Raw genomic sequence first — 25090 nt, 5'->3', positions numbered from 1 at the left:
TTTTTGCGGTGACTACTGCATTGGGCTCAAGCGCCAAATATCATCGCTGTAATCTTGAATTGTTCTATCGCTAGAAAATTTTCCACTTGCTGCGGTATTGAGAATACTCATGCGCAGCCAATGTTCCTTGTCTTTATATGCTTGAGCCGCATGCTCCTGGCTCTCAACATAGGAAGGAAAATCTTGTGCCACTAACCAAGGATCGGTACTACTCTTAATTGAGTTGATTACGTCATCAAAGATATTAGGCTCAAATAGGTTAAAGTGACCACTTTCGAGCAAAGCCATAACACGTTTAAGGTCATTGTTGCTTTCTATTATCTTAAGGGGCTGATAATTTTGGCGCACTTGCTGTGCTTGTTCAGCAGTTACACCAAATAAGTAAAAGTTGTCTGCACCAACGCATTCTCGTATTTCAATATTTGCACCATCTAAAGTACCTATGGTGATCGCGCCATTCATCATAAACTTCATGTTGCCTGTGCCAGACGCTTCTTTTCCAGCGGTTGAAATTTGCTCTGATAAGTCTGTTGCAGGACAAATCACTTCCATTTTTGAGACATTGTAATTGGGCATGAAAGCCACTCGAAGATAGGGCCTCGCCGCGGGGTCATTGTTGATAACATTGGCAACATTATTTATTAATTTAATGATCTTCTTCGCCATGTAATAACCGGGTGCAGCCTTACCTCCAAACAGTACGCAACGAGGAACAAGCTCTGCCACATCGCCACGACAGATCCGATCGTAAAGATGGATAACGTGCAATACGTTAAGCAACTGACGCTTGTATTCATGAATACGTTTGACCTGAACATCAAACATCATAGTTGGGTCAAACTCTACCTGACATTCATGAGCAATTAGCTCAGCAAGACGTTGTTTGTTGTTTTGTTTGACTGTTAACCATTGCTTTTGGAAGGCGTGGTTATCGTAAAAACGACGTAGTTCACTAATTTTAGAAAAATCAGCTTGCCACCCGTCGCCAATTTTATCGCTAATCAATCGTGCCAGTTCTGGATTACAATGCGATAACCAGCGCCTTGGCGTCACACCGTTGGTTTTATTATTAAACTTCTCTGGGCACAGTTGATAGAAATCGTTAAACAAGCCAGCTTTTAATAACTCGGTATGAAGTGCAGCAACACCATTGACAGAATAACTACCTACAATCGCAAGATACGCCATGCGAATTTGAGGATGGCTAGACTCCTCAATGAGTGACAGCGCGCGCTGCTTTTCGATATCACCGGGCCATTTAAGTGCAACTTCCGACAAAAAGCGGGCATTGATCTCATAGATAATTTCTAGCAACCTTGGTAACAAGCGCTCAAATAAACTCACAGACCAGCGCTCTAATGCTTCAGGCAATAAAGTATGATTGGTATATGCCATGGTTGATGTCGTTATCTTCCACGCGGCATCCCATTCCAGCTCGTAATCGTCTAATAAAATACGCATTAGCTCAGCTACGGCAATACTGGGATGGGTATCATTGAGTTGGAATACGTGATAATCCGCAAAATCACTGAAATCATCGCCATATTGCTCAACCCAAGTTGCAATCACGTCTTGCAAGCTCGCGCTGGATAAAAAGTACTGCTGCCTTAATCTCAGTTCTTTGCCATTTTCACTGGCATCATTGGGATACAGGACCATCGTTATCTGCTCAGCGAGATTCTTCTTCGCCACTGCTTCTGAATAACTACCGGCATTAAATTCGTTGAGGTCAAACTCATCGGTCGCCTCTGATTTCCATAGCCTTAATGTATTTACCACCTCATTACGATATCCAGGCACAGGAACGTCGTAAGGCACGGCGAGAATATCTTGCGTATCAAGCCATTCATGATGCTGCCTACCATTTTTGTCGGTATGTACTTCAACATGACCAAAAAACTTAACTCTGCGGGCTTGTTCTGGTGCGGCAAGCTCCCATGGATGGCCTTCACGGAGCCAGTTATCAGGCTGCTCTACTTGGTGACCCTGTTCACAGGTTTGGTTAAACATCCCAAATTCGTAACGTAAACCGTAACCAACAACAGGAAGGGCTAATGAAGCACAACTATCCAAAAAACAAGCTGCAAGGCGGCCTAAACCACCATTACCAAGACCTGCATCATGTTCAGCCTGCGCGACCTCTTCAAGCTCAGTACAGTATTCTTGTAATGCCGCTTGAACTTGTTCTTCTAAGTCTAGATTTAACACCGCATTAGACAGTGCTCTACCCATTAAAAATTCCAGCGAGAGATAAGCTGCTTTACGCGTCTTTTTACTCTTTATGTGCTCTTTGGTTGCTCGGCAACGGGCGACTAATCGGTCACGAATGGTCAAGGCTAATGCATGGTACAAATACAGTCGCGACTCTCCTACTTTGTCTCGACCTAAGGTGTAGTAAAAGTGACGAGTCAAATCATCACTCAAGGTGTTTTCATCTATCTTTGGTGCATCTTGCCAATGTTTTACCACGCATACTGGCGCACTTTTATTAGCCATGCTTTTCATCCCCTTTGATTGATGTAAATATCCATGCTGACTTAGCTGGAACCTGTAAATAAGAATCTAACTCTGGTCTTTGCGGCTCAACCGCGGTGGTGATTGCTTGCTGCCAATGAGATGAAAATGCACTAAATGGCAGCTTTATTTGCAATGCACTTTCACTGGCGTTCAATATTATCAATAAGCTTTGCCCTAACTGCTGATCAGTAATGGTGTAACTCAACCATTTGCGGCTCGGCTCTCGCCATTGTTCAGGCGATAACGGCTTTGCTTGTTCATTAAACCAATTCACCGCAAAACGACTGTCACTGTCATGGACATAAAATGAGTGAGAAAACGCGGCAAATTGCTTACGAAGCGCAAGTAAATCTTGGATAAAAAAAGTTAAAGTATGGTGTTGCTGGTGGTTTTTCCATGCCAGCCAGCTAGTGCAGTTGTCTTGGCAGTAAGCATTATTGTTGCCACTTTGCGTATGTGCCATTTCGGTTCCCGCACAAATCATCGGGATCCCTTTGGATAAAAACAAAGTGAGTAATGCATTTTTCTGCATACTGAGACGCAATTCATTGATTTGAGGATCGGCACTGAATCCTTCTACCCCACAATTAAATGAAAAGTTTTCACTGTGGCCGTCTCTATTTGCCTCACCGTTTGCTTCATTGTGTTTATGCTCGTAAGCCGTCCAATCAAACAATGAGAAGCCGTCATGACTGGTAAGAAAATTTATGGAGTTCAAAGGACCCCGTAAGTTATGTTCAAACAGATCACTGGAACCATGAATACGCATCGCAAGCTCTGGCAATACTCCCTCATCACCACGCCAGAAGCGCCTAACTGTATCTCGATATTTATCATTCCACTCACGCCACGGAGAAGGAAATTGTCCAAGTTGATACCCACCAGGACCAATATCCCAAGGCTCGGCAATCAGTTTTACTTTGCTAAGCACTGGGTCTTGATGGATCGCTTGCAAAAATGCATGTTGATTTGAAAATCCCGAGGCTTGACGAGCAAGGATCGTCGCCAAATCAAAGCGAAAACCGTCCACCCCCATGTATTCCACCCAATAGCGCAAGCTGTCCAAGACAAGTCTTAATACCACTGGATTCGAGATATTCATTGTGTTTCCACAGCCCGTGTCATTAATGTAGACATTGGGCTTACTCGGCAAGGTACTGTAATAAGTCAGGTTATCAAACCCTTTAAAGCTAATTGTCGGGCCATCCAAACCACCTTCCGCAGTATGGTTAAACACCACATCCAAAATAACCTCAATGCCGGCTTGATGGAGTCGCTCTACCATTACCTTAAATTCGTTGATGTCGTCGTTAACGAGATAACTTTTGTGTGGCGTAAAAAAGTTGAGGCTGTTATATCCCCAATAATTTTTTAGTCCTTTGGTCGTAAGAAATTGCTCGTTGATAAACGCATGCACAGGTAGCAGCTCAATCGCAGTAACACCAATATGCTTGAGGTGATCGATAAAGGTTTGTTCAGCAATCCCTAAATATTTTCCTTGGTGTTTAGTTGGAATATCTGGGTGCCTAACAGTTGCCCCTTTAACATGACATTCATAGATCACCGTTTTACTCCACGGAGTCTTCGGTCGCTTCCCTTGATACTTCTCAATCGCCGTCACTTTACTCTTTGGCATATCACAGGCGTTATCAGATGGGTTTAAATGGCCTACTGGCAAATGGCAAAAATGCCGTTCACTCCAAGTAAACTCACCGAAAAAGTCGCGACAATATGGGTCTAAGAGTAACTTATTAGCATTGAAAAGCAGCCCTTTTTCCGCACTATACTCTCCGTCTACACGATAGCCATATAAGTCTCCGACTTGTGCTCCCTCGATAAACAGTGACCAATTTCCGCCCTCATGCCGAAACATCCCTATCCGATTCACTTCGCTATGGCCGCTTTTGTCGAACAGACACAGGGTTACGCGTTTTGCTTTCGGTGCATAAACACAAAAGTTAACGCCTTTATCACTGGCCGTTGCACCCAATAATTGATGATCGCCGCGATAACTGGTTAGCATGTGCCACCAGAGATCAGTTGCAAATACACGGTTGCCAAAGGCGGAACGGTTATATCGATACTTTGCTCAAGGCCATGGCTTGCTATGCTTTTCGATTCAATGAGTTGTTGTTTATGTGCAACGACTCCAACGCCGCTCCCCCAAAATGCTTTGTCATCCGTGTTTAAGACAACTTGATACACACCCGCTGACGGCACGCCTAAGCGGAATTGAAAATGGGTTTGTGGCGTAAAGTTTGCTATCACCACCAGCGGTGTAACACCATCTCGTCCATAGCGTACAAAACTATATATGCTTTGCTCCGCATTCCCACCATCAATCCAATTAAATCCTGTTGATTTGTTATCGCACTCGAATAATTGCGGCGTTGATTTATAGGTCGTATTGAGCGCTTTGACACACTCATACACGCCTTGGTGCGCTTCACTTTCAAGCAATTTCCAGTTGAGTTGTTGGTTATGATCCCACTCCTCTCGGGGGGCAAGTTCAGCGCCCATGAACAGCAACTTTTTACCTGGGTGGGCAAACATAAAGCCATAGTAAGCACGTAAATTAGCGAATTGCTGCCAATCGTCTCCTGGCATTTTGCTCAGTAGCGCACCTTTGCCATGTACCACTTCATCGTGACTTAATGGCAATATGTAATTTTCAGAATAGGCATACACCATCGAAAAGGTCATTTCATGGTGATGGTACTTGCGATGAATTGGGTCTTTGGACATATAGTTTAGCGTGTCATTCATCCACCCCATATTCCACTTATAACCAAAACCCAAACCATCGTGTTCAACACTGCGGGTAACACCGGGCCAAGCTGTGGATTCTTCAGCGACCATCATTATACCTTCATCAACGCCATAACATTTGGTATTGACTGATTTGAGGCATTCTATTGCACCTAGATTTTCACGGCCACCATATTGATTTGGCACCCATTCCCCATGCTTACGGCTGTAATCCAAATAAAGCATCGATGCCACAGCATCCACCCTTAAGCCATCGATGGCGTATTCTTTTATCCAATACATCGCATTCGACAACAAAAAGCTTTTTACTTCAGCGCGGTCGTAGTTAAAAATATAGGTGTTCCAATCTGGATGAAACCCTTGCCGCTTATCAGCATGTTCGAATAGGTGTGTGCCATCAAATTTATGTAAACCATGGGGATCTGATGGGAAATGTCCCGGTACCCAGTCGATAAGTAATCCGAGCTCTTCACGATGACAGCACTCAACGAAGTAAGCAAAATCCTCAACGCCACCAAAGCGACTGGTTGGCGAGAATAACCCCACCGGTTGGTAACCCCAGGAGCCATCAAAAGGATATTCACTGATAGGCATCAGTTGCAAATGAGTAAACCCCAGTACCTTTACATAGGGGATAAGGTCGTCCGCTAACTCTCGATACGTAAGATAGCGATTACCTTCTTCCTCTCGGCGTTTCCAAGAGCCCAAATGCACCTCATAAATACTAATGGGTGCATTGATTTTATTACGCAGCGCCTTTTTATCATGATCTGCTTGGCTCAATGTGAAAGCGGCTGGTCGAGCCTGAGTTATACTCGCCGTGCCCGGTGCTTGTTCCATTTTAAATGCAAAGGGGTCGGCCTTTTCTATGCGCTCACCCTCAAATGTAGTAATTGCAAATTTATAGCAGCAGTCTACCTCCAGTGCCGGAATAAAAAGCTCCCATACACCACTGGCTGGGTGTAATCGCATTGGATGCTGCACGGCCTGCCAATGGTTAAACTCACCTATCACAGAAACAGACAACGCATTTGGCGCCCAAACACCAAAGCGAAACCCAATTACACCCTCTATTTCTACTTGATGTGCTCCTAAATGCACATAAGCTTGGGCTTGTGTTCCTTCATTGAATAAGTACAAGGCATCATCAGCCAAGCAACTTTCAAAACTATATACATCCCTCGCAGTGACGGTTTGCTCTGGGTAGTGCACTTCAAGCAGGTAATCTTTGCTGATGTCATCCGCTTTAAAATCTAATGTGAATAGCGCACTTTTGCGAAACCGTTCAAGCGCATAGCTGCTATCGCTGGTAAGCACCTTAACTTCTGTCGCACCTGGAATAAAACAGCGCACGACTGAGCGCTTCGCATCTAGCTGGTGTAACCCTAAGAAGGCAAATGGGTCGCGACACTTACCGGCTTCCAAAGCAGCTAGTTGACTGATGTAGTCATCTACTTGGGCGTCTTCTATTTTTGCTCTTGTATTCATCTATTCTTTCCTGCTGGTTACCGCATCTCGGATCAGCGGCCGAGAACTTGCAATAATTTCCGCTGATGTCTGATTAAGTCGCCTTCTCCAGTTTGGGTACTCTTGGTCAGTACCAGGAATATTCACTGGTAACTTCTGTTCGTCGAGGTCATCAAACTGAATTGTCAGCATTTTTGCAGGCGACTTGGCGAGCACATTGATAAGCGACTGATACACATCACGGGCTTCGCTCGCAAGGCTGACACTCACCTCACCATAGCGACTAAGCCAATGACAAAGCTTCTCTCGCTCGGATGTTCGCTCTTCATCCGATTTTGTTAGTTGGGGTTCGCTCAATAACTGATATTCACGCTTCAACCTAAGGTCATCATGGCTCCACCAGCCAAAAAATGGCGGGACGTCATGGTTAGCAACCATGAGTAACGCATTGTGCTTATAGTGCGTAGGTGCTAAAAACTGACCGTGATAATCCTTCTCGAAGTAAAAAAGAATATTGCTGTATATATGAGACTCAGACATTGCTTCTTTGATTTCGATTGGAACAACCCCTAAGTCTTCACCAATGATCATTACTTGATGTTTGACAGACTCAATTTTGAGGATCGCTAAAAGGTACTCAAATGGATAATATACATAGCAACCTGTTTGCTGCTGATCTTGATAAAAGCACCACCACAACCTTCTTAGGCCCATCACATGGTCAATTCTTAATGCCCCAACACCGGTGATGTTCGCTTGGATCAGCTGTTTAAAAAATGCAAAGCGCTGCGCTTTTAACTTAACGGGATTTAACGCTGGTAATCCCCAGTTTTGACCGAGCTCTGCCCAAGGGTCTGGAGGCGCGCCCACGCGAGCATGTGCGGCATACAAACTTTTATTGCTGTTGTATTCACTTGAGCCGTCAGCACAACCAACGGCTAAATCATTGATTAAACCTACAGCCATACCGGCATTCAGTGCCGAAGACTGGCATTGCGTTAATTGTTCAAACGCAAGCCATTGTAAAAATTTAGCGAAGTCATCGTCCTCAAATGCCTTAAGCTCTTGCTGCTTAACCTGGCAAAATCGAGTAAAGTCTGCACGCCACGCTCCAGTTTGTTCACACAATAACTGCCACGCAAAACGTAACGCGTTAAGCTTACTTTCCATACAGTGAGTCATATCAAGATATGTCGCGTTCAAGTTACTCTTTGAGACGTCTAGATAGTCGGCGAACACACTCACATCTAAGCCAAATTGTTCACACAAAAGCTCGATAGAAATGTAAAAAGGGTGCAGTAGGCGGCGGTCATTTGGGCTGTACGGGCTCGCTTTTTCTGGTTCTTCAACAAACAACAAATGCAGTGGGTTTAACAAAATGTAGTCAACCCCTTCAGCTGCGCTAGCCTCAACTAATTGCTTTAGCTCATAAAAATCCGCACTTAGCTTGCTGCCAGCAGGCTTTAACGAATATAGCTGAATAGACAATCCAAGGAGCTTTTTATGTTGTTCAATCGGGTCATAACACTCTCTAGGCGTCACCCAAAGTTCTGTCTCGAACCGCGCACCATTTAACATTACCTCAGCGCTATGATAACCGACTTCAATCGCGTTTATTGGCACTTCAAGTTGAACATAACGTGTATCTTGATAGCGGTAATCCCCAATCACTACTTGCTTGTTTGGATCGCAAACACAGCAATAACCCAATGCGGGGATCGACACAGTTAATTCGTTAATTTGCAGGCCGGCATCCACTCTTATCGTAATAGTTGGCATCTCTTTGCAAACCAAAGTAATGGCTTCAACTGGCGTTAACCACTTAGCAATATCCAACTCAAAGTTGAGCGTATTTATTTCATCTAGATTGCTGACATCAACACCGCACTCCTGCAATGCCTGTAGGCGAGTTTGGTGATCAAATACCACATGATCACCCGTGTATTTATGGTATTCATAACCAATACCATAGAGATAAAGAAGCTGAGCAATGTTGTCCATTTATAATGTTACGCTCTCGCTGTGGACACAACACTGTTGTCTTCTCCAAAGCCGTTGGGCACATAATCATCTGCTTGATGATCGTTGTCCCAGACTTCACCATCAATCAAATATCTGAAGTGGTAATCTTTGTCGGTTGGTAAACGGTGTTTGAGCTTAAACGCACTGTCTTTTTTGATGAATTTCATCGGCTCAGGTTGCCAATCATTAAAATCACCAGCAAGTTCCACCGTTTTCGCTTCTGGGTGTGAAAATGAAAATGTAATTTCTGCTTCGTCTTTTGTTTTGAAAAACCGTTTAGTGAGCATATAACCCCCGTTTACCTTTTGTGAGTCCTTATTTCACAGCGACGTACGCTAATACTGCAAACGACTGGTAACTGTGTACGATTTATGTCGAGCATATTGAAATTTAAGTGAAACTAGATGACAACTCACCGTTCGCTTTAAAAATCAACAACCCTAAGTACAGCAAACAAATATTGAGTTTGTATGACAGTACAAATTTGGTGCAATTTTGCACCGCTTTGGCGCAATCTAAATCAGATAAGCAGTGATTTCAGTTTGCTATGAGTTCCTTGCAATCACTGAGCCAATCACATTAAGAGTCAACAAGAAAGCTAGTTAAGAATGGTTATCATGTAAAGTGAATTTAACTAATAATTGATCCCGCTCATATAAAGCAGTCTGCAAAGTGAAATATTTGGTACTTTCACACGATGAAGTTTGCAACTGAATGCTAAAGTGTGTAAAAAACTAGGTTAGCAACTATAATTTCAGATTACATTTTTTGCGATGAAGATCGCATCTGCATATAATTACTCCGTAATATGCAAGAGTCTGAATTACTAAGGAAAGCCTATTCATGCCAAACGCGATAAGACTAACAAGTACCCTACTTCTGGGCACAATATTTGTTGTCATATTGCTGCATCTGTCTTTTAAGGCCCACGTGCTTGAGCTGATCGCTACAACCCCGATAAATGAGCACCTTACAGTATCAATGATATCACCTTGGTATTCCCCACTTCTGCACGGTTTGAGCTTTGCAGCAAGCGGAAACCACACTTATGTTGCAGTAGAATCAACTCTCGGAATACCCAAATATCTGGATGTAAGTACAGTTTGGTATGCCGTATTTACTTCTCCAATCACTCTCATTTCAATTGCAACTTTACTCGCGATTGTTGCGTATCTTTTTAAATCAGAGCGCCGCTACCGTAATCAAGATGAAGATATAAGCGAGGTGAATAAGGACGTTGGAGGAATATTGATGCGTTTAGAGGTTGATAGTGCGCCACTGCACCATAAGTCCTCTCTTGCCAAACTCAGCCATGCGATCCACGACTTGTCTAGCCATCTTGCACGCGTAAAACGCCATTCAGAGTCTCAAATTTTTCAAGACAAGCTCACAAAGCTTATAGATAGACATGCATATATTGACCATATTGAGGCAAAGTTAAAGCAAGCTGAGTTGGCGCAACAAAAATGTGGCCTGCTATTTATTGATTTGGACGGCTTTAAGCAGGTCAACGATTCCTTTGGCCACAGTTTTGGCGACGAAATTCTGATCCAAGTTGCTGCTCGGCTCTCAAAAGTGGTTCGCCAATATGGTTTAGAAGATTGCCACCCTATTCATGGCCTTGAACAAAACCTCTCAAGACTCGGCGGCGATGAATTTTCGCTATTTATTCCCAAATTAAGCAATCCAAGTTTGTGCACAGAAATCGCGCAGTCCATTCTTAGTGATATAGAGCGTGATTTCTTGCTTGGCAATAAGCTTGTCAAAATTGGAGCAAGTATCGGCATCGCGGTATACCCAGATAGTGCAGCAACACCAAACTCATTACTGCAGATGGCTGATGTTGCCATGTATAGAGCAAAAACGGATGGTCGTGGAATTTTTAAAGTTTATTCCCCCGAAATGGGGTCGAAAATGCGACGTTATCACTACCTCTTAGAAGAGTTACGACTCGCTATCTCTGCGCAAAGCTTTTATCTGTCATTCCAACCGATAGTGCATGTTGAAGATTGTGCTATCGACTATTTTGAGGCGCTTATTCGTTGGAACCACCCGATAGAAGGGCAGATTCCACCGGCCGAATTTATTCCAATTGCAGAAGAGTCAAATTTAATTTTAGAGCTTGGTGATTGGATCCTACTTGAGTCGTGTAGGCAAATGTGTGCATGGCATAATGCAGGGATGAAAAAGGTAAAAATCTCGGTCAATGTTTCTGGAATACAATTAAAGCACAGAAAAGTCTTTGAATGGGTAAATGCTGCCCTAGAAAAAACCGGTTTACCAGCTACTGCTTTGATGTTGGAAATCACAGAGTCCACTCTTATCAAGGCCAGCAATGAAACGATTTCACAATTACAACAATGCCGAGATGCAGGAATAAGTGTCGCGATTGATGACTTTGGCACAGGCTTTAGCTCGCTAAGCACCCTCGCCGATTTACCCATTGATGTGATAAAAATCGATAAACTGTTTATCACTCAAGCCAATAGCAACCCCAAGTACCGTAAGATCCTCAATTCCATCAGCGAACTTGGACAACAGTTAGAATTAAAGATTGTTGCCGAGGGCGTTGAACAAACCGAACAATTTGAGCTAGTTAAAAACTTAGGAATTAGCTGTGTACAGGGGTACTTAGTTAGCCGGCCTGAAAGCTCAAATAATGTGGGTAGCAAAGTGTTAAATGGCAATGTGAATCACATCGCAGCCACCGGCACCAGCATTTGGTTACCAGAGCAAGTTGGGTAGCTGCTGTTAATAGTTAAGCGAAAAAAGTTAGCTACATACAGCACCTTGCACGCTAGGAAACCTATTATGCTAAAAGTGGGGTGCTTGGCAAATCGTGATGAACGCCCACAGTATTTAATCTGAACCAAGGCAAGGTTATTTATCGCTTAAATTTGGTTTCTAGGATAACCGATGAATTGGTACGCTCAATCCCCTCTAAATTACCAATTTCATCTAGCAGATGGCTCAACTGCTCCAAACTCTGTGCTTCAACAATGGCAATCAAGTCATATTCCCCACTAATGGCATAAAGCGCAGAAACATTTGGCAACTGCTGCAATGCTAAATTCGCCTTTGTAGTGAGTTTTTGTTTTACCTTAATAGAAACGTGTGCAGATACTAAATCGTCCATATACTGCTCCGCGAACTCTACGCGATAGCCTTTAATTACGCCATTTTGCTCTAATTTTGCGATACGATTTTGTACTGTGGTTCTGGAAAGGTCTAACTTACGTGCCAACTCAGAGATGCTCTCTCGTGCATTATTACGCAACAGTGCAATGAGCTTTTCGTCTTGTGAACTAATCATTTTGCAATTTAATCATGTTAATTTGACATAAATGATAGCAAATATGTGAATTATTGCACTGCAAATTATTACAAAAGCGCGTAATAATGAAGAAATAGCAAGTTGGCTGCGAGCAGAACAACAAGTAATCAGCTTCTGCTCGACAGTAATACCGCACAATGATAACAATTTAGGAGAAAGCGTCATGCAAGCAAATCGCGAATTATTCGATGAAGTCATGGTTCCAAACTACAACCCGTCAGCCGTTATTCCAGTTAAAGGCCAAGGCTCTCGCGTATGGGATCAGACAGGTAGAGAGTTCATCGATTTTGCAGGCGGTATCGCCGTAAACTGTCTAGGCCATTGTCATCCAGCACTAGTCTCTGCACTTAAAGAGCAAGGCGAAAAGATTTGGCACTTATCAAATGTGATGACCAACGAGCCGGCGCTTCGCCTTGCCAAAAAGTTAACTGATGCAACATTCGCAGAAAAAGTCTATTTCGCAAACTCAGGCGCCGAAGCAAACGAGGCGGCACTTAAACTTGCGCGTCGTTGGGCACTGGATAAATTTGGTGCAGAAAAAACGCAAATTATCGCATTCAACAAAGGCTTTCATGGTCGTACTTTCTTCACGGTAACGGTTGGTGGTCAAGCAGCCTATTCAGATGGCTTTGGTCCAAAACCTGCTGATATCACTCATATCGACTATAACGATTTAGCTGCGTTTGAAAAAACAATCTCAGACAATACTTGCGCAGTTATGATGGAACCGCTTCAAGGTGAAGGCGGGATCATTTCTCCAAATGCTGAGTTTGTCCAAGCTGTGCGCGAACTATGTGATAAGCACAACGCGCTACTTATTTTTGATGAAGTACAAACGGGTGTTGGCCGAACTGGTGATCTATATGCTTATCAAGGACTGGGCGTAACACCTGATATCCTAACTAGCGCAAAAGCACTAGGTGGCGGTTTCCCGATTGGCGCGATGCTTACTACCACTGAAATTGCAGCTCACCTTAAAGTAGGCACCCATGGCTCAACTTATGGTGGTAATCCACTGGCCTGCGCAGTAGCGGAAGCTGCATTTGACACCGTAAATACAGAATCGGTGTTAGCTGGCGTAAAAGCCAAAGAACAACTATTCAGAGATGGCCTAAATGCTATTAACGACAAATACAATGTATTTTCTGAAGTGCGCGGTAAAGGTCTTCTTCTTGGTGCAGTGCTCAATGATAAATTTGAAGGCCGTGCACGCGACTTCCTAGTAGCAAGTGCAGAGCACGGTTTAATGTCATTAGTTGCTGGTACTAACGTAGTTCGTTTTACGCCTTCCCTTGTGATCACTGATGAAGAGATCCAAGAAGGTCTAGCACGCTTTGAACAAGCGGTTGCTGCAGTAGTAAACGGCTAAGGAGCTGGGGACCTCGGTCTCCTCTTTCTCATGTTAGTATTAAGACCAATACAAAAAACTGACTTCGACGCGCTAAAAACCATTGCGGTTGAATCTGGCCATGGGTTTACCTCACTGCCAGTAGATGACGAATTGTTGTCTAATAAAATTAACCGCTCGGTTGAAAGCTTTGCAAAGTCAGTATCAAAACCATACGACGAAGGCTATTTATTCGTTCTTGAAGACACACAAACGGGCGAAATTATAGGTACCACTGCGATTGAAGCCGCGGTCGGTATGTCAGTGCCTTTATATCACTATCATCTTGGTAAAACAGTACATCACTCAAGAACTTTGGGTGTCTATAATACCGTCGATATTCTGTCGATGTGTAACGACTACACTGGAAGCTCTGAGATCTGCACGCTATTTTTACGTGAAGGTCATCGTCAAGGCTTCGCTGGTCGCTTTCTTTCAAGAAGTCGTTTCTTATTTATGGCAGAACATGCAGAACGCTTTAGCGACACCGTTATTGCGGAAATGCGTGGTGTAAGTGACGAACATGGCCATTCGCCATTTTGGCAGTGGCTGCAAGAACACTTTTTTAGCATTGAATTTCCGCAAGCAGATCACTTGGTCGGTCTCGGGGACAAAGTGTTTATTTGTGAACTTATGCCCAAGTATCCCATCTATGCAAACCTACTAAGTCCAGAAGCACAAGCTGTGATAGGTAAAGTGCACGAGAAAACCAAGCCTGCTTTGCGTTTATTACAAAAAGAAGGGTTTGAACACCGTGGCTATGTTGACTTGTTCGACGCAGGTCCAACGGTAGAAGCCAAACTAGACAACATTAGAACGGTTAGAGAGTCGTTTAAAGGTGAGGTTGAAATAGTCGCTTCACTACCTGACAAGCTCCCTAATCTTGCTATTTCAAATGGTCGATTAGACGCGTTTAAAGCCACGTTTACCGATCAGGCTTATCTGTGCGAAGCGGAAGAAAAAATTCAGCTGACCGTAGAGGTAGCCAATGCGCTTGATGTCACTCAAGGTGAACTGATAAACGCATTTAAACTATAGATTTCAATGTCGTGCTGATACCAATTGGTATAAAGTTTAACAAGCTGTCACCAAGACAAAAAATTAGGAAACCATTATGCACAACAACGTAGATACACTATTTGAACGCCTGTGGGACAACTACCTAGAAGTAACACCTTCTGCAGTTAAAGTTCATGAACTACTCGGCTCAACGCAAAAAGACGACGTGATCAATGACCACATCGCATTGCGTACTTTTAATATTGAAAAAGTAGGTCTAGAAAAGCTCGCTGCACATTTTAAAGCAGTAGGTTACACAGAATGTGGCGAATACCACTTTGAAGCGAAAAAGCTATATGCCAAGCACTATGAACACCAAGATCCAACGAAACCAAAGGTGTTTATCTCTGAGCTGCTCGTTGAAAAATGTTCAGAAGAACTACAAGCTATCGTTAAAGACATGGTTGAGCAAATCGACGAGTCTGCAGTAACAGCTGAAAACTTCCTGTATTCTGGCACCCACTGGCGCGTTTCTCACGAGACATACAAAAAACTACTGGCTGAGAGCGAGTATGCCGCATGGATGTCTGCATGGGGTTACCGCGCTAACCACTTTACGGTAAGCATCAACTACCTGAAGAACTTCACCACAATTGAAGCTGTAAACCAAGCGCTCAAAGACAACGGTTTTGAACTAAACACCTCTGGCGGCGAGATCAAAGGCTCTCCAGAAGTGTTACTAGAACAATCTTCGACGCTTGCTGATCATCAAAACGTACAGTTTAACGATGGTGCATTTAGCATTCCAAGCTGCTTCTATGAGTTTGCTCTGCGTTATGCCAAGCCTGACGGCGAGATCTATACTGGTTTTGTTGCAGCTTCTGCTGACAAAATCTTTGAAAGTACTAACGCAAGATAATCGCGTTTAAAATCAGTGCTTGCCTAAGCACTCTGCCCAAATTGTAAAGCAGCCTTTATGGCTGCTTTTTTAGTTAATATTAGCCACAACTCCAATCAAACTCACGAGTTACCAAATCAAGCATACCTATCCCTCCGCCAAAGTTATGCCCACCTAAGATCTCTTCGAATTCGATGTAGTAAGGTGTAAGAAAATCAGGGATCCCTTGACCGTTTAAACTCGTCCCGCCTAAATGGTTTGGCGAAACACTCTCTAACCACTCAGGGTCGCCTTCGTACGGATCAATATAACCTGTATCTTCATATTCGCTGGGCATCTTGCCCGCATTAGGATCACTAGGGTTAGCAACAAGCGTAATTGCACGGTTAAAACTTACTGCTTCTGGGGGAATTCCACCAAGCTCGCGATATATTTGGTACTCTTCAGCTGGCAAACTGAGGTACTGGGAATAGTTCATTTTCCAAAAGCAACTCGCCCCACCCTCGACTAGCCATCCAGGGACGCAAACATCATCTTCAAAATGCCGTTCAATAATGGTTGGCGGTGAACAGAGCTCGCCGTAAAACTCAGCTTCACTAAGCAGGAGCGTTGCGTAATAACAATCTAGCGTATCCGCTGCAAACTTACAGCTAGGATGAACCGTTTGCATCGCCTGCCAAAAGGGTTTGAATAGCGGTTCATCTGGCGACTGCTCGGCAAATAACGCCTCTTCTAACCCTTCAATATATTCGGGCCCGCCATCATTGTGATCAACCGCGATTGCAAAAAAGCTAACCGCATACGCATTCTCATCAGTGCGATAACCCTCTGGCAATTTTAGTGTAAAGCTGTGTTTTAGCGGGTAGCCGGTATGTGGGTCCAGCGGCCATTGATTGGCTTTAATTCCGGGGGGCAAACCAAATACCCAGCCATCAAAGCGTGTTTTATCGTCAATGGATTGTTTCAATATTTCGATATTATAAGCATTCATTACTATCTCCTTATTAAATAACGTTGCTTACTCGTAAGTTAGGGCCTGTTTATCTTTCAAGTTTGTTTTTGCAGCAGCAAAGAACAACAGACCCTAGTATAAAAGTATTAACCCCACAATTGAAATAGGTACTTAGACTTTTTACAGTGTTTGAGACACTTAAAAATATTGTTTATATTCATTACCTGTTGTTGAAAAATCAGTAGTGAAGATGATTAGACAAGGATAATAGTTATGAATTATTTTGGAACGTTTGGTTCAACTGAAAAAGAGGCGCTTCGCCTTCTCATGCCAGTTGTCGACAATGCTTTGAAAGCGCATGAGAGAGGAAACTATCAAGCATATTTATCTGTAATAACCGCCGACTTAGCCAAAAAGGTTTCTGAGGAGGGATTTTTACGGGCATACCATGAAATCGCGCCGCAGCTTGGCCGCTTAAAATCCAAAACCTTGTTAGCGTCTCTTCGAAGAGGTCAGGATCCAATGCTGATATTTGCAGCGAAATACGAGAACACACAGGACGATATCGTAATTAATATCACATTTAAAAACGCGACTACCCCGCCTTTAATTGCATGGATGTGGATTGAATAGTCCTTTGGTTCAAAGACTTAGATCAAAACTTATAGGAGGACCATTTCCGGTTTGCTTCACACTTGTGTAATAACATGTATAACCCTTAACAGCCGGTTATTAGGACGAGTAAGTGAAAACAGTGACAGGAAATGGTAATCCCTCAACAAAATTAGACTGTATCAGTCACCTAAAGCAATAATTTTGGCAGTAGACACCGCGGATATTTTCACTCCAAAACTGGAGATACTTGGCAGTGTGGCATTATGATGTATTCTTATTTGTTCACCTGACATGTGCTTTTTGCAATGTGTGGTATGGGCATCCGCCACTAATGTAACTGCATAACCCAAACCCGCGGCTCGCCGACTCGTTGTATCAACACAAAACTCTGTAGCATAACCACAAACATAAATATGTTGAGCTCCATGTTCTTCAAGTATGTTAGACAGATTTGTGTTTAAAAATGAATCTGGGGTGGTTTTACGCACGAACTGATCATTGGCGTCAACTTGAAGTACTGATTGTAATTGCCAACCTTCACTACCATACTCAATCGCAGTACCGTTTTGCTCATGTTGAATATAGATAACTGGCATGCCTTGCTTTCGAGCCCAATCTGTCACTAAGTTAATTTGGCTTAACACCTCTTCACTTGCATACGGTTTGGGCTCTGGGTCGAATAAAAGACTCTGTACATCAATTACCAATACTGCAGATTTCATAGCATACTCTTTTTGGGCATAATCTTGCTTATAAATTAAAAAGCCGCCAACAGCTTGAACAGCATTCATTCTTTCAAGGGTTGTAGTGCCCAAGCAATATAAATCACAAGCGTTATATTGTCATTTTAATATTTATACATTGGTCTTACTGCCACATTGGCTATGTTTCAATACAGCTAAACAAGTTATGATAAATGTGTATGCAAAGACCTTGTGGATAGCACACTTATGGACAAGATTGATCACCAGATATTAACCCCTTTAACGGCATTACTATGCTTGGTCATAAGCGGTTGTGACGACCTAGGCCAACAAATAGACGCGCTTACTGGCGAGCAAGACAAACAAGTGCAAACACTAATTGAGCGCACTAAAGACCAAATGGTGTTTGTTGAAGGCGGCAGCTTTATGATGGGCGATGGTGGAGGTCCTAATAACTTGCCTTGGACCATAGCTCGCGATAATAAGCCCGCTCATAAGGTGACCCTTACCAGCTATTCGATGGGCGCTTATGAGGTAAGCTATGGCGATTTTGATTTATATACCGCAGTAAACGACCTACCAAAAACCATGTGGGAGGATTGGGGTAAAGGGGAAGTTTGGCGCGCACCTGAATTCCCTGCGGGAGTGAGTTGGTATGGTGCTAAGAACTATTGTTTATGGCTGGCGAAACTCACACAACTCCCCTTTGATTTACCAACAGAAGCACAATGGGAATTTGCAGCACGAAACCGTGGCGAAAATATTTTGTTTGCCACCAATACAGGTATGCTTGAACTCGGTGTAAATTACTCTCTCGCCGAAGAGCCAGAGCCGCATATTAGTGGCACCTATCCGCCTAACCCATTAGGATTTTATGACTTGAGCGGCAATATGATTGAATGGGTCAATGACTGGTGGGCTGAGGATTACTATCAACACTCCCCAGAGCAGGATCCTAAAGGGCCAAAAGAAGGCACAAAAAAGGTTATGCGAGGAGGAAGATTTTTAGAGTCTCCTCGCGGTAGTAATGTATATACACGGCAAGAGTCAGATGAGCTTGATGAAGCGTATCGTGCTAAAGGATTTCGCTGTGCGCTAAACCAAGCGAAGTCACTTTCTGTTCAATCAGTTAACTAGTGCATTGTCATCTCATTTATCACCGTAAAAGTCAGCGTTTATTCAAACTACTTACTTTATGCTGTTGCAGTTTTGATTTCGCCTGTACGCTTGGTATGCTTGAGCTGCACTAAGGATAAATAAGTAACATACGGAAAGTCACCATATGGAAAATAAACGGATACATTCACTCCCCCACTTTGCCAACATTAACCGTCGCAATATTATCACCAATAAATACACAACCGTTCCCAGCCTCGCAGTACTGTGTGTGGTAATGACTGGGTGCGACGACCTAGGCCAACAAATAGACGCGCTTACTGGCGAGCAAGACAAACAAGTGCAAGCACTAATTGAGCGCACAAAAGCCCAAATGGTGTTTGTTGAAGGCGGCAGCTTTATGATGGGCGATGGCGGTGGTCCAAATAACTTGCCTTGGACCATAGCTCGCGATAATAAGCCCGCTCATAAGGTGACCCTTACCAGCTATTCGATGGGCGCTTATGAGGTAAGCTATGGCGATTTTGATTTATATACCGCAGTAAACGACCTACCAAAAACCATGTGGGAGGATTGGGGTAAAGGGGAAGTTTGGCGCGCCCCTGAATTCCCTGCGGGAGTGAGTTGGTATGGTGCTAAGAACTATTGTTTATGGCTGGCAAAACTCACACAACTCCCAATTGATTTACCAACAGAAGCACAATGGGAATTTGCAGCACGAAACCGTGGCGAGAATATTCTTTTTGCCACAGATAACGGGCGGATAGAAGAAGGCCGGAATTATGAACTAAATACTGATTATGCGGAGCCTTCTGGCACATACCCCGCTAACCCATTAGGATTTTATGATTTAAGCGGCAATATGATTGAGTGGGTCAATGACTGGTGGGCTGAGGATTACTATCAACACTCCCCAGAACAGGATCCTAAAGGGCCAAAAGAAGGCACAAAAAAGGTCATGCGTGGCGGGATGTTTTTAGAGTCTCCCCGTGGCAGTAATGTATATACACGGCAAGAATCTGAGAAACTAAAAAAGGCATACAGGGCAACTGGATTTCGCTGCGTGCTTAATCAAGCTAAGCCAATTCCTGTTCAATCAGTTAACTAGTTCATTGTCATCGTAAAAGTCAGCGTTTATTCAAACTACTTACTTTATGCTGTTGCAGTTTTGATTTCGCCTGTACGCTTGGTATGCTTGAGCTGCACTAAGGATAAATAAGTAACATAGGAAAGTCACCATATGGAAAATAAACGGATACATTCACTCCCCCACTTTGCCAACATTAATCGCCGCAATATTATCACCAATAAATACACAACCGTTCCCAGCCTCGCAGTACTGTGTTTGGTAATGAGCGGGTGTGACGACCTTGGCCAACAAATAGACGCGCTTACTGGCGAGCAAGACAAACAAGTGCAAATACTGATTGAGCGCACAAAAGCCCAAATGGTGTTTGTTGAAGGCGGCAGTTTTATGATGGGCGATGGTGGAGGTCCTAATAACTTGCCTTGGACCATAGCCCGCGATAATAAACCCGCTCATAAGGTGACCCTTACCAGCTATTCGATGGGCGCTTATGAGGTAAGCTATGGCGATTTTGATTTACATACCGCAGTAAATGACCTACCAAAAACCGTGTGGGAAGAATGGGATAAAGATGAAATTTGGCGCGCCCCTGAATTCCCTGCTGGAGTAAGTTGGTATGGCGCAAAAAACTATTGTTTATGGCTGGCGAAACTCACACAACTCCCCTTTGATTTACCAACAGAAGCACAATGGGAATTTGCAGCACGAAACCGTGGCGAGAATATTCTTTTTGCCACAGATAACGGGCGGATAGAAGAAGGTCGGAATTATGAACTAAATACTGATTATGCGGAACCCTCCGGCACATACCCCGCTAACCCATTGGGATTTTATGACTTAAGTGGCAATATGATTGAATGGGTTAATGACTGGTGGGCTGAGGATTACTATCAAAACTCCCCAGAGCAGGATCCCAAAGGACCAAAAGAAGGCACAAAAAAGGTTATGCGAGGCGGAACTTTCATGGAGTCGCCACGTGGCAGCAATGTTTATACTCGGCAAGAGTCTAATGAACTGAACACTAGCTATAGGGACATCGGGTTTAGATGCGTACTAAATCAACCTACACCGCTAGATATGCAACCAAAGTAGCTAACTTTGGTTGCTATTACGCTGTTATGCAAGTGCTACAAATGGACTAATATTAAGCATCGCGACGGCAACCGAACCGGAGCGTGCTCGACTTGGTAGTTTGCGTCGCCATGCATCAAATTCATGCTGCTGAGCGCCTTCTAAAATACTATTAAGCTGAGATAATCCCTCTTCTCGGCTGCATTTTTCACCGCCCTCTCCCATATTCTGCAATACTTCGTCTAATTCCTCTGTGCAAAGAATATGCTTAAGTACAATAATAATCGCATTTTCACGTCGCTCATTTAAGCCGGACCAGCTGTATGCATCAGAGTCAATTAAATTCGCTAAATTTGGATTAGCAAGTAAATTTAGCATTGCTCCCTTAGCTTCAGGCACCGTAAATTTTAACATTTCGGGCTTTTGTAGAATATTATCCATCATATCTTTCGCGCGCTCATGGATTAAAACAGTTCCTCGCCACCATGTATCGACTTGACGAACACTAGAACCTACGAAATTAATAATTTCATCACCTGTTGCTATGTGCATAGATACTGCTTTGTATAATACTTTAAAAGCATCTTCTTGGATAAATTCAAGGTAATCATAATCATTATTTTTAAGCTGGTGATAAACAAATTGGGCAAGCGTGACAATTTCATCTACACCTATCTCACAGACTAATTCTCCACCAGCACCTACGCCCCAGATAAGTCCCAATTTCGCGCGAAGTATAAACCTTCCGTCTTCATAACCAATAAAACACCCGGCGTGTGCACCGGCGCCAAATGCGCCTTCTGCCTTTCCACCTAGTTTAGCTAAATCACAAAAACTAGATTTACCAGATTTTTCTGGGTTATCCCATTGCAAAGCACCTGTTAACTCACAGCCTGCGGATACCCCAGCAAATGCGCTCAGCTCGCCTTTTACAGGTTCAAACTTGCGATCGGCGCGGCTAAGTGCTTTTACTTGTTCAGGGGTTAATCCCTCAAGCATCATTTTACCTTGCTTTACTGTACAGCCTACATTTGCCGCCGCTTGTAATTTCGCTCCTGCATAGCCAAAAAGGGCAATGGTCGCATTTAATCGGATCGCGCCTAAGTTTATCTCACGCTCTTTGGTCGTATTTTTAAGTGGCATCATAAACTTAAATTCATACCCATTTTTATTAGGGTAGTAACCACTCATTGCAGCTTTTGCTTCACCGACTGCAAAATCGACTTTGGCATCAGCTTGAAATGAAAAGACACCATCCTTTGGGCTAAAGTTTGCAGCAATGCCTGCACCATGGGTATAGCGCATTAATCGCGCCTCTGCACTGGCATCAAAATAGTCGCTTTTTTCAAACCTTTTTATCTTTAGATCTTCATTTAGCTCCCTAGCCCATTCGCCCCATATGGTTGTATACGTGTCGACAAGCTTCTTATCATACTTAAAATTGACCTTTAGCTTGCTCAAATCATTTTTAAGCGCTTTGTTCAGTTTGCTACGGTCTAAGTTGCCATTCGCATCGCTAAAACGACGACCGTTTCGAATGTCCGTATCAATTTTATAGCGTCTAGTATGATTGGCGATTTTATCACTGCGCACATAGGTATACTTTCGGCCTTTAAAGCCAATGACTTCGGTAATTTTATTAGCGGTAGGGCCTGAAACAAGTGGTTTTAGGGTCTCGTTTAACGCCTTTTTTGCGTCAATTACTTTATCATCTTGCTTCGAGAGGTCTTGTTGTCCAGCCAGCGCTTGCTTTAGCTGCTCCATGGGAGGGTTAAGTACTTCCATTTCTTGCTCTAAAATATCGGCAAGTGACTGCGTGACCGCTATAAAGCTGTTATCTTCTGGAATATATATAAAATCAATAATTTCCTGTTGGTCTTCAGATTCTTCAACCGAAAAACTCACGGAGTGCGTCGCACCTCCGGCTTCAGCGGTTAATGTGTATTCCCCCGCCACAAGCGGTAGCGCCAACTCCCAATCATAACCTCTGTCTGGTATGTAGTTGCCATTCACTTGCTCCAATATGGCTGATTTTGAACCCGACGTTGGCCCTTTCCAGATTAGGTTAACGCTGTTGCTATTATAGAATTGTCCTTTAACTAGTACGTCAAAGCCGGTATTCACCCTGACTTTATCACCCGCTTTGGGAGGATTTTTTATAGTAAACTGAGGATGGTTGAAGCCATATATACGGCTTTCATTTGGTGTGCCAGTATACTGCTCGACAACACTCGCGGCAGTTTCTCCCGGCCCTAATACATGATTTGCAAAACGTCTTTTAGTGGCTTGGTTTTGCTCTAGTTTTACGATTTGCTTTGGATTAGGTTGACCAATAATGACAGATGGCGCAATAGTATCTATGGGTTGTGCTGTACTTTCTAGCTTAGTGGGTGTTTTTTGAATGCCAGCGTTACTCTTACCCATTGACAGGCGCGTTGTACCTGCTCCTTGGCTACTATTGAAGCCCACACCATCATTTTTTGAGTAATCGCTTGTAGCAGCATATTTAGCTGCGGCACCTAAATGTGCACCGTTTTGGCTTAACTCTCCCGCCCCACCCGAGAAGCCTTTACTGCCACCAGAACCGAACTGACCTTCCACTTTAGCCTCAAGCGCTGACTTTTTAATAAACGCAAAGATCTCCTTTATATTGCCTTGAGAAACCGTTTTGAGACGTTGTGCTTGGTTATTTGAAATAACAAGTAGTTGTCTATCGTCATGGTGATGAAGTCCACCATGCCAGTAACGAGCTTCTTTTGGGTCAATACGAATATAGTCGGTGTGATGGGGGTTAAGTGCTTTAAGAATGATGGTGGGCACTTTAGCCATCGGCAATCTGGTTGGTTGTGCCGAATTTTTTACGTCTGAATCTGACTGAAAAAGTGAATCATCGAATGTACCTTGCTGTGCGTCTTGCATAAGCGCAGGCCATTTGTCAAAAGGCTTCATGCCAATCCTTCCTTGTTTATTCCGGTTGTTCCTCATCAATGCAATTTGCTACTCATCAATGAGCGCGAGATATTATTCGGGGTAGATTTTATACTGATGGAGTCAGTTATTCAATCAAGGAAAAATTTTGCTATTTGCCTGTTCTAAATGATGAGAAGTTTTTAACGCCGTTAGCGCCCGATTAGCTCCCTCAAATTAAGGAAGTGTAAGACAAAATGGTATGACATATCATTGTCAAAAAGTCCCTGTAGAGTTTACTCTAGGTTACTCTAACACGCTCAAAAGTTAGTTGGTGCGGTAATATTTTCGCGTTGAACAGCACTTTGACAACAACGGGGCCAACTTAACCAAAGGCGATTAAAGGAGTTAGCATGACCAGTTATGTATCAGAAATAAAGGCGCTAAATCGCGGGCTAAGTGTTAAGCCTCCCATGACACATCCTGCTATTGATTCAAAAAAACACTACAAAAGCGAGTTAAAGTACTGGCAAACCCAGCTATTACATGTGCAACAAGCCTATTTTCATCAAGGGAAGCGCGCTATTTTAGTGTTTGAAGGCTGGGATGCGGCTGGTAAAGGAGGCGCTATTCGCCGCATGACAGAACAGCTCGATCCGCGCGGCGTTAAGGTCTACCCAATCGCAAAACCAACGCCTGAGGAACAAGGCCGGCATTACCTTTATCGGTTTCAAACTAAGCTACCTCCTCGGGGTACTATGACTATTTTTGACCGTTCATATTACGGCCGAGTGTTGGTAGAACGGGTTGAAGGGTTTGCTAGTGAGCAAGAGTGGCACCGCGCCTATCAAGAAATCAATGAATTTGAGCGTCTGCTAACAGATGATAACGTCCGCATTGTTAAGCTATTTTTACACATTAGCGAAGATGAACAGCTCAAGCGCTTTACAGAGCGTTTAAATAATCCGTATAAGCGCTGGAAACTAACGGAAGAAGATATTCGCAACCGCCAAAAGCGACAAGATTATGAGCAAGCAATTGATAATATGTTTGCTAAAACCGATACAAATTTAGCGGGATGGCATTTGATCCTCGCGGAACATAAATGGTATGCCCGCGTACAAGTGATGAAAACCATTGTCGAAGCACTAAGTAAGGGGGTTGATACTAGTCCCCCACCTATCGATAAAGCCGTTGTAAAACTGGCAAAATCTCAATTGGGTATTATTCAAAGGGAGGACTAAT

At 43.5% G+C, this 25090-nt stretch carries 18 protein-coding genes; 9 read left to right on the top strand and 9 right to left on the bottom strand.

Annotated elements, in window-relative coordinates; genetic code table 11:
• Positions 1-12: 12 nt before the first annotated feature.
• The 5 genes from QSH61_RS20415 to QSH61_RS20395 are packed head-to-tail and all read right to left on the bottom strand — an operon-like array spanning position 13 to position 9062.
• A complete protein-coding gene (locus tag QSH61_RS20415) occupies positions 13-2496 on the bottom strand; it encodes a glycogen/starch/alpha-glucan phosphorylase (protein ID WP_010605395.1) in 2484 nt (827 codons plus the stop codon).
• Entirely contained in the window at positions 2489-4540 is a 2052-nt protein-coding gene (gene glgX, locus QSH61_RS20410) for a glycogen debranching protein GlgX (RefSeq protein WP_174169233.1), read from the bottom strand. Before glgX ends, QSH61_RS20415 begins: the two co-directional genes overlap by 8 nt.
• On the bottom strand, positions 4534-6774 hold the full coding sequence (gene glgB, locus QSH61_RS20405; protein WP_206471997.1) for a 1,4-alpha-glucan branching protein GlgB: 2241 nt from the start codon (positions 6772-6774) through the stop codon (positions 4534-4536). The genes glgX and glgB overlap by 7 nt, the downstream gene beginning before the upstream one ends.
• Positions 6775-8754, bottom strand: a complete 1980-nt coding sequence (malQ, locus tag QSH61_RS20400) for a 4-alpha-glucanotransferase (RefSeq protein ID WP_206471995.1) — start codon at positions 8752-8754, stop codon at positions 6775-6777.
• Between the two features lie 8 nt (positions 8755-8762).
• Positions 8763-9062: an isoamylase early set domain-containing protein gene (locus QSH61_RS20395; protein WP_010372991.1), complete on the bottom strand. Its 300-nt coding sequence runs from the start codon at positions 9060-9062 to the stop codon at positions 8763-8765.
• A gap of 556 nt (positions 9063-9618) precedes the next feature.
• Here QSH61_RS20395 and QSH61_RS20390 point away from each other — a divergent pair.
• The gene (locus QSH61_RS20390; RefSeq protein WP_206471994.1) at positions 9619-11520 is read left to right on the top strand and encodes a putative bifunctional diguanylate cyclase/phosphodiesterase; all 1902 of its coding nucleotides are present in this window, start codon (positions 9619-9621) and stop codon (positions 11518-11520) included.
• Positions 11521-11659: 139 nt separating this feature from the next.
• Here the strand turns inward: QSH61_RS20390 and QSH61_RS20385 are convergent, their stop codons facing one another.
• On the bottom strand, positions 11660-12088 hold the full coding sequence (locus tag QSH61_RS20385; RefSeq protein WP_010372995.1) for an Lrp/AsnC family transcriptional regulator: 429 nt from the start codon (positions 12086-12088) through the stop codon (positions 11660-11662).
• A 184-nt stretch (positions 12089-12272) separates the two neighbouring features.
• Between QSH61_RS20385 and QSH61_RS20380 the strand changes: the two genes are divergently transcribed.
• From QSH61_RS20380 to QSH61_RS20370, 3 genes are all read left to right on the top strand, one after another.
• Positions 12273-13478 carry an aspartate aminotransferase family protein gene (locus QSH61_RS20380; RefSeq protein WP_174169237.1) on the top strand — a complete coding sequence of 402 codons (1206 nt, stop codon included), beginning with the start codon at positions 12273-12275 and terminating at the stop codon, positions 13476-13478.
• A gap of 30 nt (positions 13479-13508) precedes the next feature.
• On the top strand, positions 13509-14534 hold the full coding sequence (astA, locus tag QSH61_RS20375) for an arginine N-succinyltransferase (protein WP_010605388.1): 1026 nt from the start codon (positions 13509-13511) through the stop codon (positions 14532-14534).
• Positions 14535-14610: 76 nt separating this feature from the next.
• A complete protein-coding gene (locus QSH61_RS20370; protein ID WP_206471991.1) occupies positions 14611-15414 on the top strand; it encodes a DUF1338 domain-containing protein in 804 nt (267 codons plus the stop codon).
• Between the two features lie 79 nt (positions 15415-15493).
• On the opposite strand, the gene QSH61_RS20365 is transcribed toward QSH61_RS20370, so the two are convergent.
• Complete coding sequence (locus QSH61_RS20365) at positions 15494-16384, bottom strand: hypothetical protein (RefSeq protein WP_206471989.1); 891 nt, start codon at positions 16382-16384, stop codon at positions 15494-15496.
• 234 nt (positions 16385-16618) lie between these two features.
• Between QSH61_RS20365 and QSH61_RS20360 the strand changes: the two genes are divergently transcribed.
• Positions 16619-16978 carry a hypothetical protein gene (locus QSH61_RS20360; protein ID WP_206471988.1) on the top strand — a complete coding sequence of 120 codons (360 nt, stop codon included), beginning with the start codon at positions 16619-16621 and terminating at the stop codon, positions 16976-16978.
• 161 nt (positions 16979-17139) lie between these two features.
• Here the strand turns inward: QSH61_RS20360 and QSH61_RS20355 are convergent, their stop codons facing one another.
• Positions 17140-17682 (bottom strand): cysteine hydrolase family protein, encoded by a 543-nt coding sequence (locus QSH61_RS20355; protein ID WP_010605386.1) that lies wholly within the window; start codon positions 17680-17682, stop codon positions 17140-17142.
• Between the two features lie 228 nt (positions 17683-17910).
• Between QSH61_RS20355 and QSH61_RS20350 the strand changes: the two genes are divergently transcribed.
• The 3 genes from QSH61_RS20350 (at position 17911) to QSH61_RS20340 (ending at position 20959) form a co-directional block, all read left to right on the top strand.
• Positions 17911-18801 carry a formylglycine-generating enzyme family protein gene (locus QSH61_RS20350; RefSeq protein ID WP_211200886.1) on the top strand — a complete coding sequence of 297 codons (891 nt, stop codon included), beginning with the start codon at positions 17911-17913 and terminating at the stop codon, positions 18799-18801.
• Between the two features lie 145 nt (positions 18802-18946).
• Complete coding sequence (locus QSH61_RS20345; protein WP_206471978.1) at positions 18947-19888, top strand: formylglycine-generating enzyme family protein; 942 nt, start codon at positions 18947-18949, stop codon at positions 19886-19888.
• Positions 19889-20020: 132 nt separating this feature from the next.
• Positions 20021-20959 (top strand): formylglycine-generating enzyme family protein, encoded by a 939-nt coding sequence (locus tag QSH61_RS20340; RefSeq protein WP_206471969.1) that lies wholly within the window; start codon positions 20021-20023, stop codon positions 20957-20959.
• A 24-nt stretch (positions 20960-20983) separates the two neighbouring features.
• Here the strand turns inward: QSH61_RS20340 and QSH61_RS20335 are convergent, their stop codons facing one another.
• The gene (locus QSH61_RS20335) at positions 20984-23887 is read right to left on the bottom strand and encodes a hypothetical protein (RefSeq protein WP_206471964.1); all 2904 of its coding nucleotides are present in this window, start codon (positions 23885-23887) and stop codon (positions 20984-20986) included.
• A 371-nt stretch (positions 23888-24258) separates the two neighbouring features.
• On the opposite strand from QSH61_RS20335, the gene QSH61_RS20330 reads away from it, so the two are divergent.
• Positions 24259-25089, top strand: a complete 831-nt coding sequence (locus QSH61_RS20330) for a polyphosphate kinase 2 family protein (protein WP_206471963.1) — start codon at positions 24259-24261, stop codon at positions 25087-25089.
• Position 25090 lies beyond the last annotated feature (1 nt).

Source organism: Pseudoalteromonas sp. JC3 (assembly GCF_030291895.1).
GTDB lineage: Bacteria > Pseudomonadota > Gammaproteobacteria > Enterobacterales > Alteromonadaceae > Pseudoalteromonas.
The sequence above is the reverse complement of the archived record's forward strand: the minus strand, read 5'-3'. Positions and strand labels throughout refer to the sequence as shown.

Bases quoted from the DNA above. Each gene is read 5' to 3' on its own strand.
- QSH61_RS20415 (WP_010605395.1), bottom strand. From the start codon at position 2,496: ATGGCTAATAAAAGTGCGCCAGTATGCGTGGTAAAACATTGGCAAGAT.
- glgX (WP_174169233.1), bottom strand. From the start codon at position 4,540: ATGCTAACCAGTTATCGCGGCGATCATCAATTATTGGGTGCAACGGCC.
- glgB (WP_206471997.1), bottom strand. From the start codon at position 6,774: ATGAATACAAGAGCAAAAATAGAAGACGCCCAAGTAGATGACTACATC.
- malQ (WP_206471995.1), bottom strand. From the start codon at position 8,754: ATGGACAACATTGCTCAGCTTCTTTATCTCTATGGTATTGGTTATGAA.
- QSH61_RS20395 (WP_010372991.1), bottom strand. From the start codon at position 9,062: ATGCTCACTAAACGGTTTTTCAAAACAAAAGACGAAGCAGAAATTACA.
- QSH61_RS20390 (WP_206471994.1), top strand. From the start codon at position 9,619: ATGCCAAACGCGATAAGACTAACAAGTACCCTACTTCTGGGCACAATA.
- QSH61_RS20385 (WP_010372995.1), bottom strand. From the start codon at position 12,088: ATGATTAGTTCACAAGACGAAAAGCTCATTGCACTGTTGCGTAATAAT.
- QSH61_RS20380 (WP_174169237.1), top strand. From the start codon at position 12,273: ATGCAAGCAAATCGCGAATTATTCGATGAAGTCATGGTTCCAAACTAC.
- astA (WP_010605388.1), top strand. From the start codon at position 13,509: ATGTTAGTATTAAGACCAATACAAAAAACTGACTTCGACGCGCTAAAA.
- QSH61_RS20370 (WP_206471991.1), top strand. From the start codon at position 14,611: ATGCACAACAACGTAGATACACTATTTGAACGCCTGTGGGACAACTAC.
- QSH61_RS20365 (WP_206471989.1), bottom strand. From the start codon at position 16,384: ATGAATGCTTATAATATCGAAATATTGAAACAATCCATTGACGATAAA.
- QSH61_RS20360 (WP_206471988.1), top strand. From the start codon at position 16,619: ATGAATTATTTTGGAACGTTTGGTTCAACTGAAAAAGAGGCGCTTCGC.
- QSH61_RS20355 (WP_010605386.1), bottom strand. From the start codon at position 17,682: ATGAAATCTGCAGTATTGGTAATTGATGTACAGAGTCTTTTATTCGAC.
- QSH61_RS20350 (WP_211200886.1), top strand. From the start codon at position 17,911: ATGGACAAGATTGATCACCAGATATTAACCCCTTTAACGGCATTACTA.
- QSH61_RS20345 (WP_206471978.1), top strand. From the start codon at position 18,947: ATGGAAAATAAACGGATACATTCACTCCCCCACTTTGCCAACATTAAC.
- QSH61_RS20340 (WP_206471969.1), top strand. From the start codon at position 20,021: ATGGAAAATAAACGGATACATTCACTCCCCCACTTTGCCAACATTAAT.
- QSH61_RS20335 (WP_206471964.1), bottom strand. From the start codon at position 23,887: ATGAAGCCTTTTGACAAATGGCCTGCGCTTATGCAAGACGCACAGCAA.
- QSH61_RS20330 (WP_206471963.1), top strand. From the start codon at position 24,259: ATGACCAGTTATGTATCAGAAATAAAGGCGCTAAATCGCGGGCTAAGT.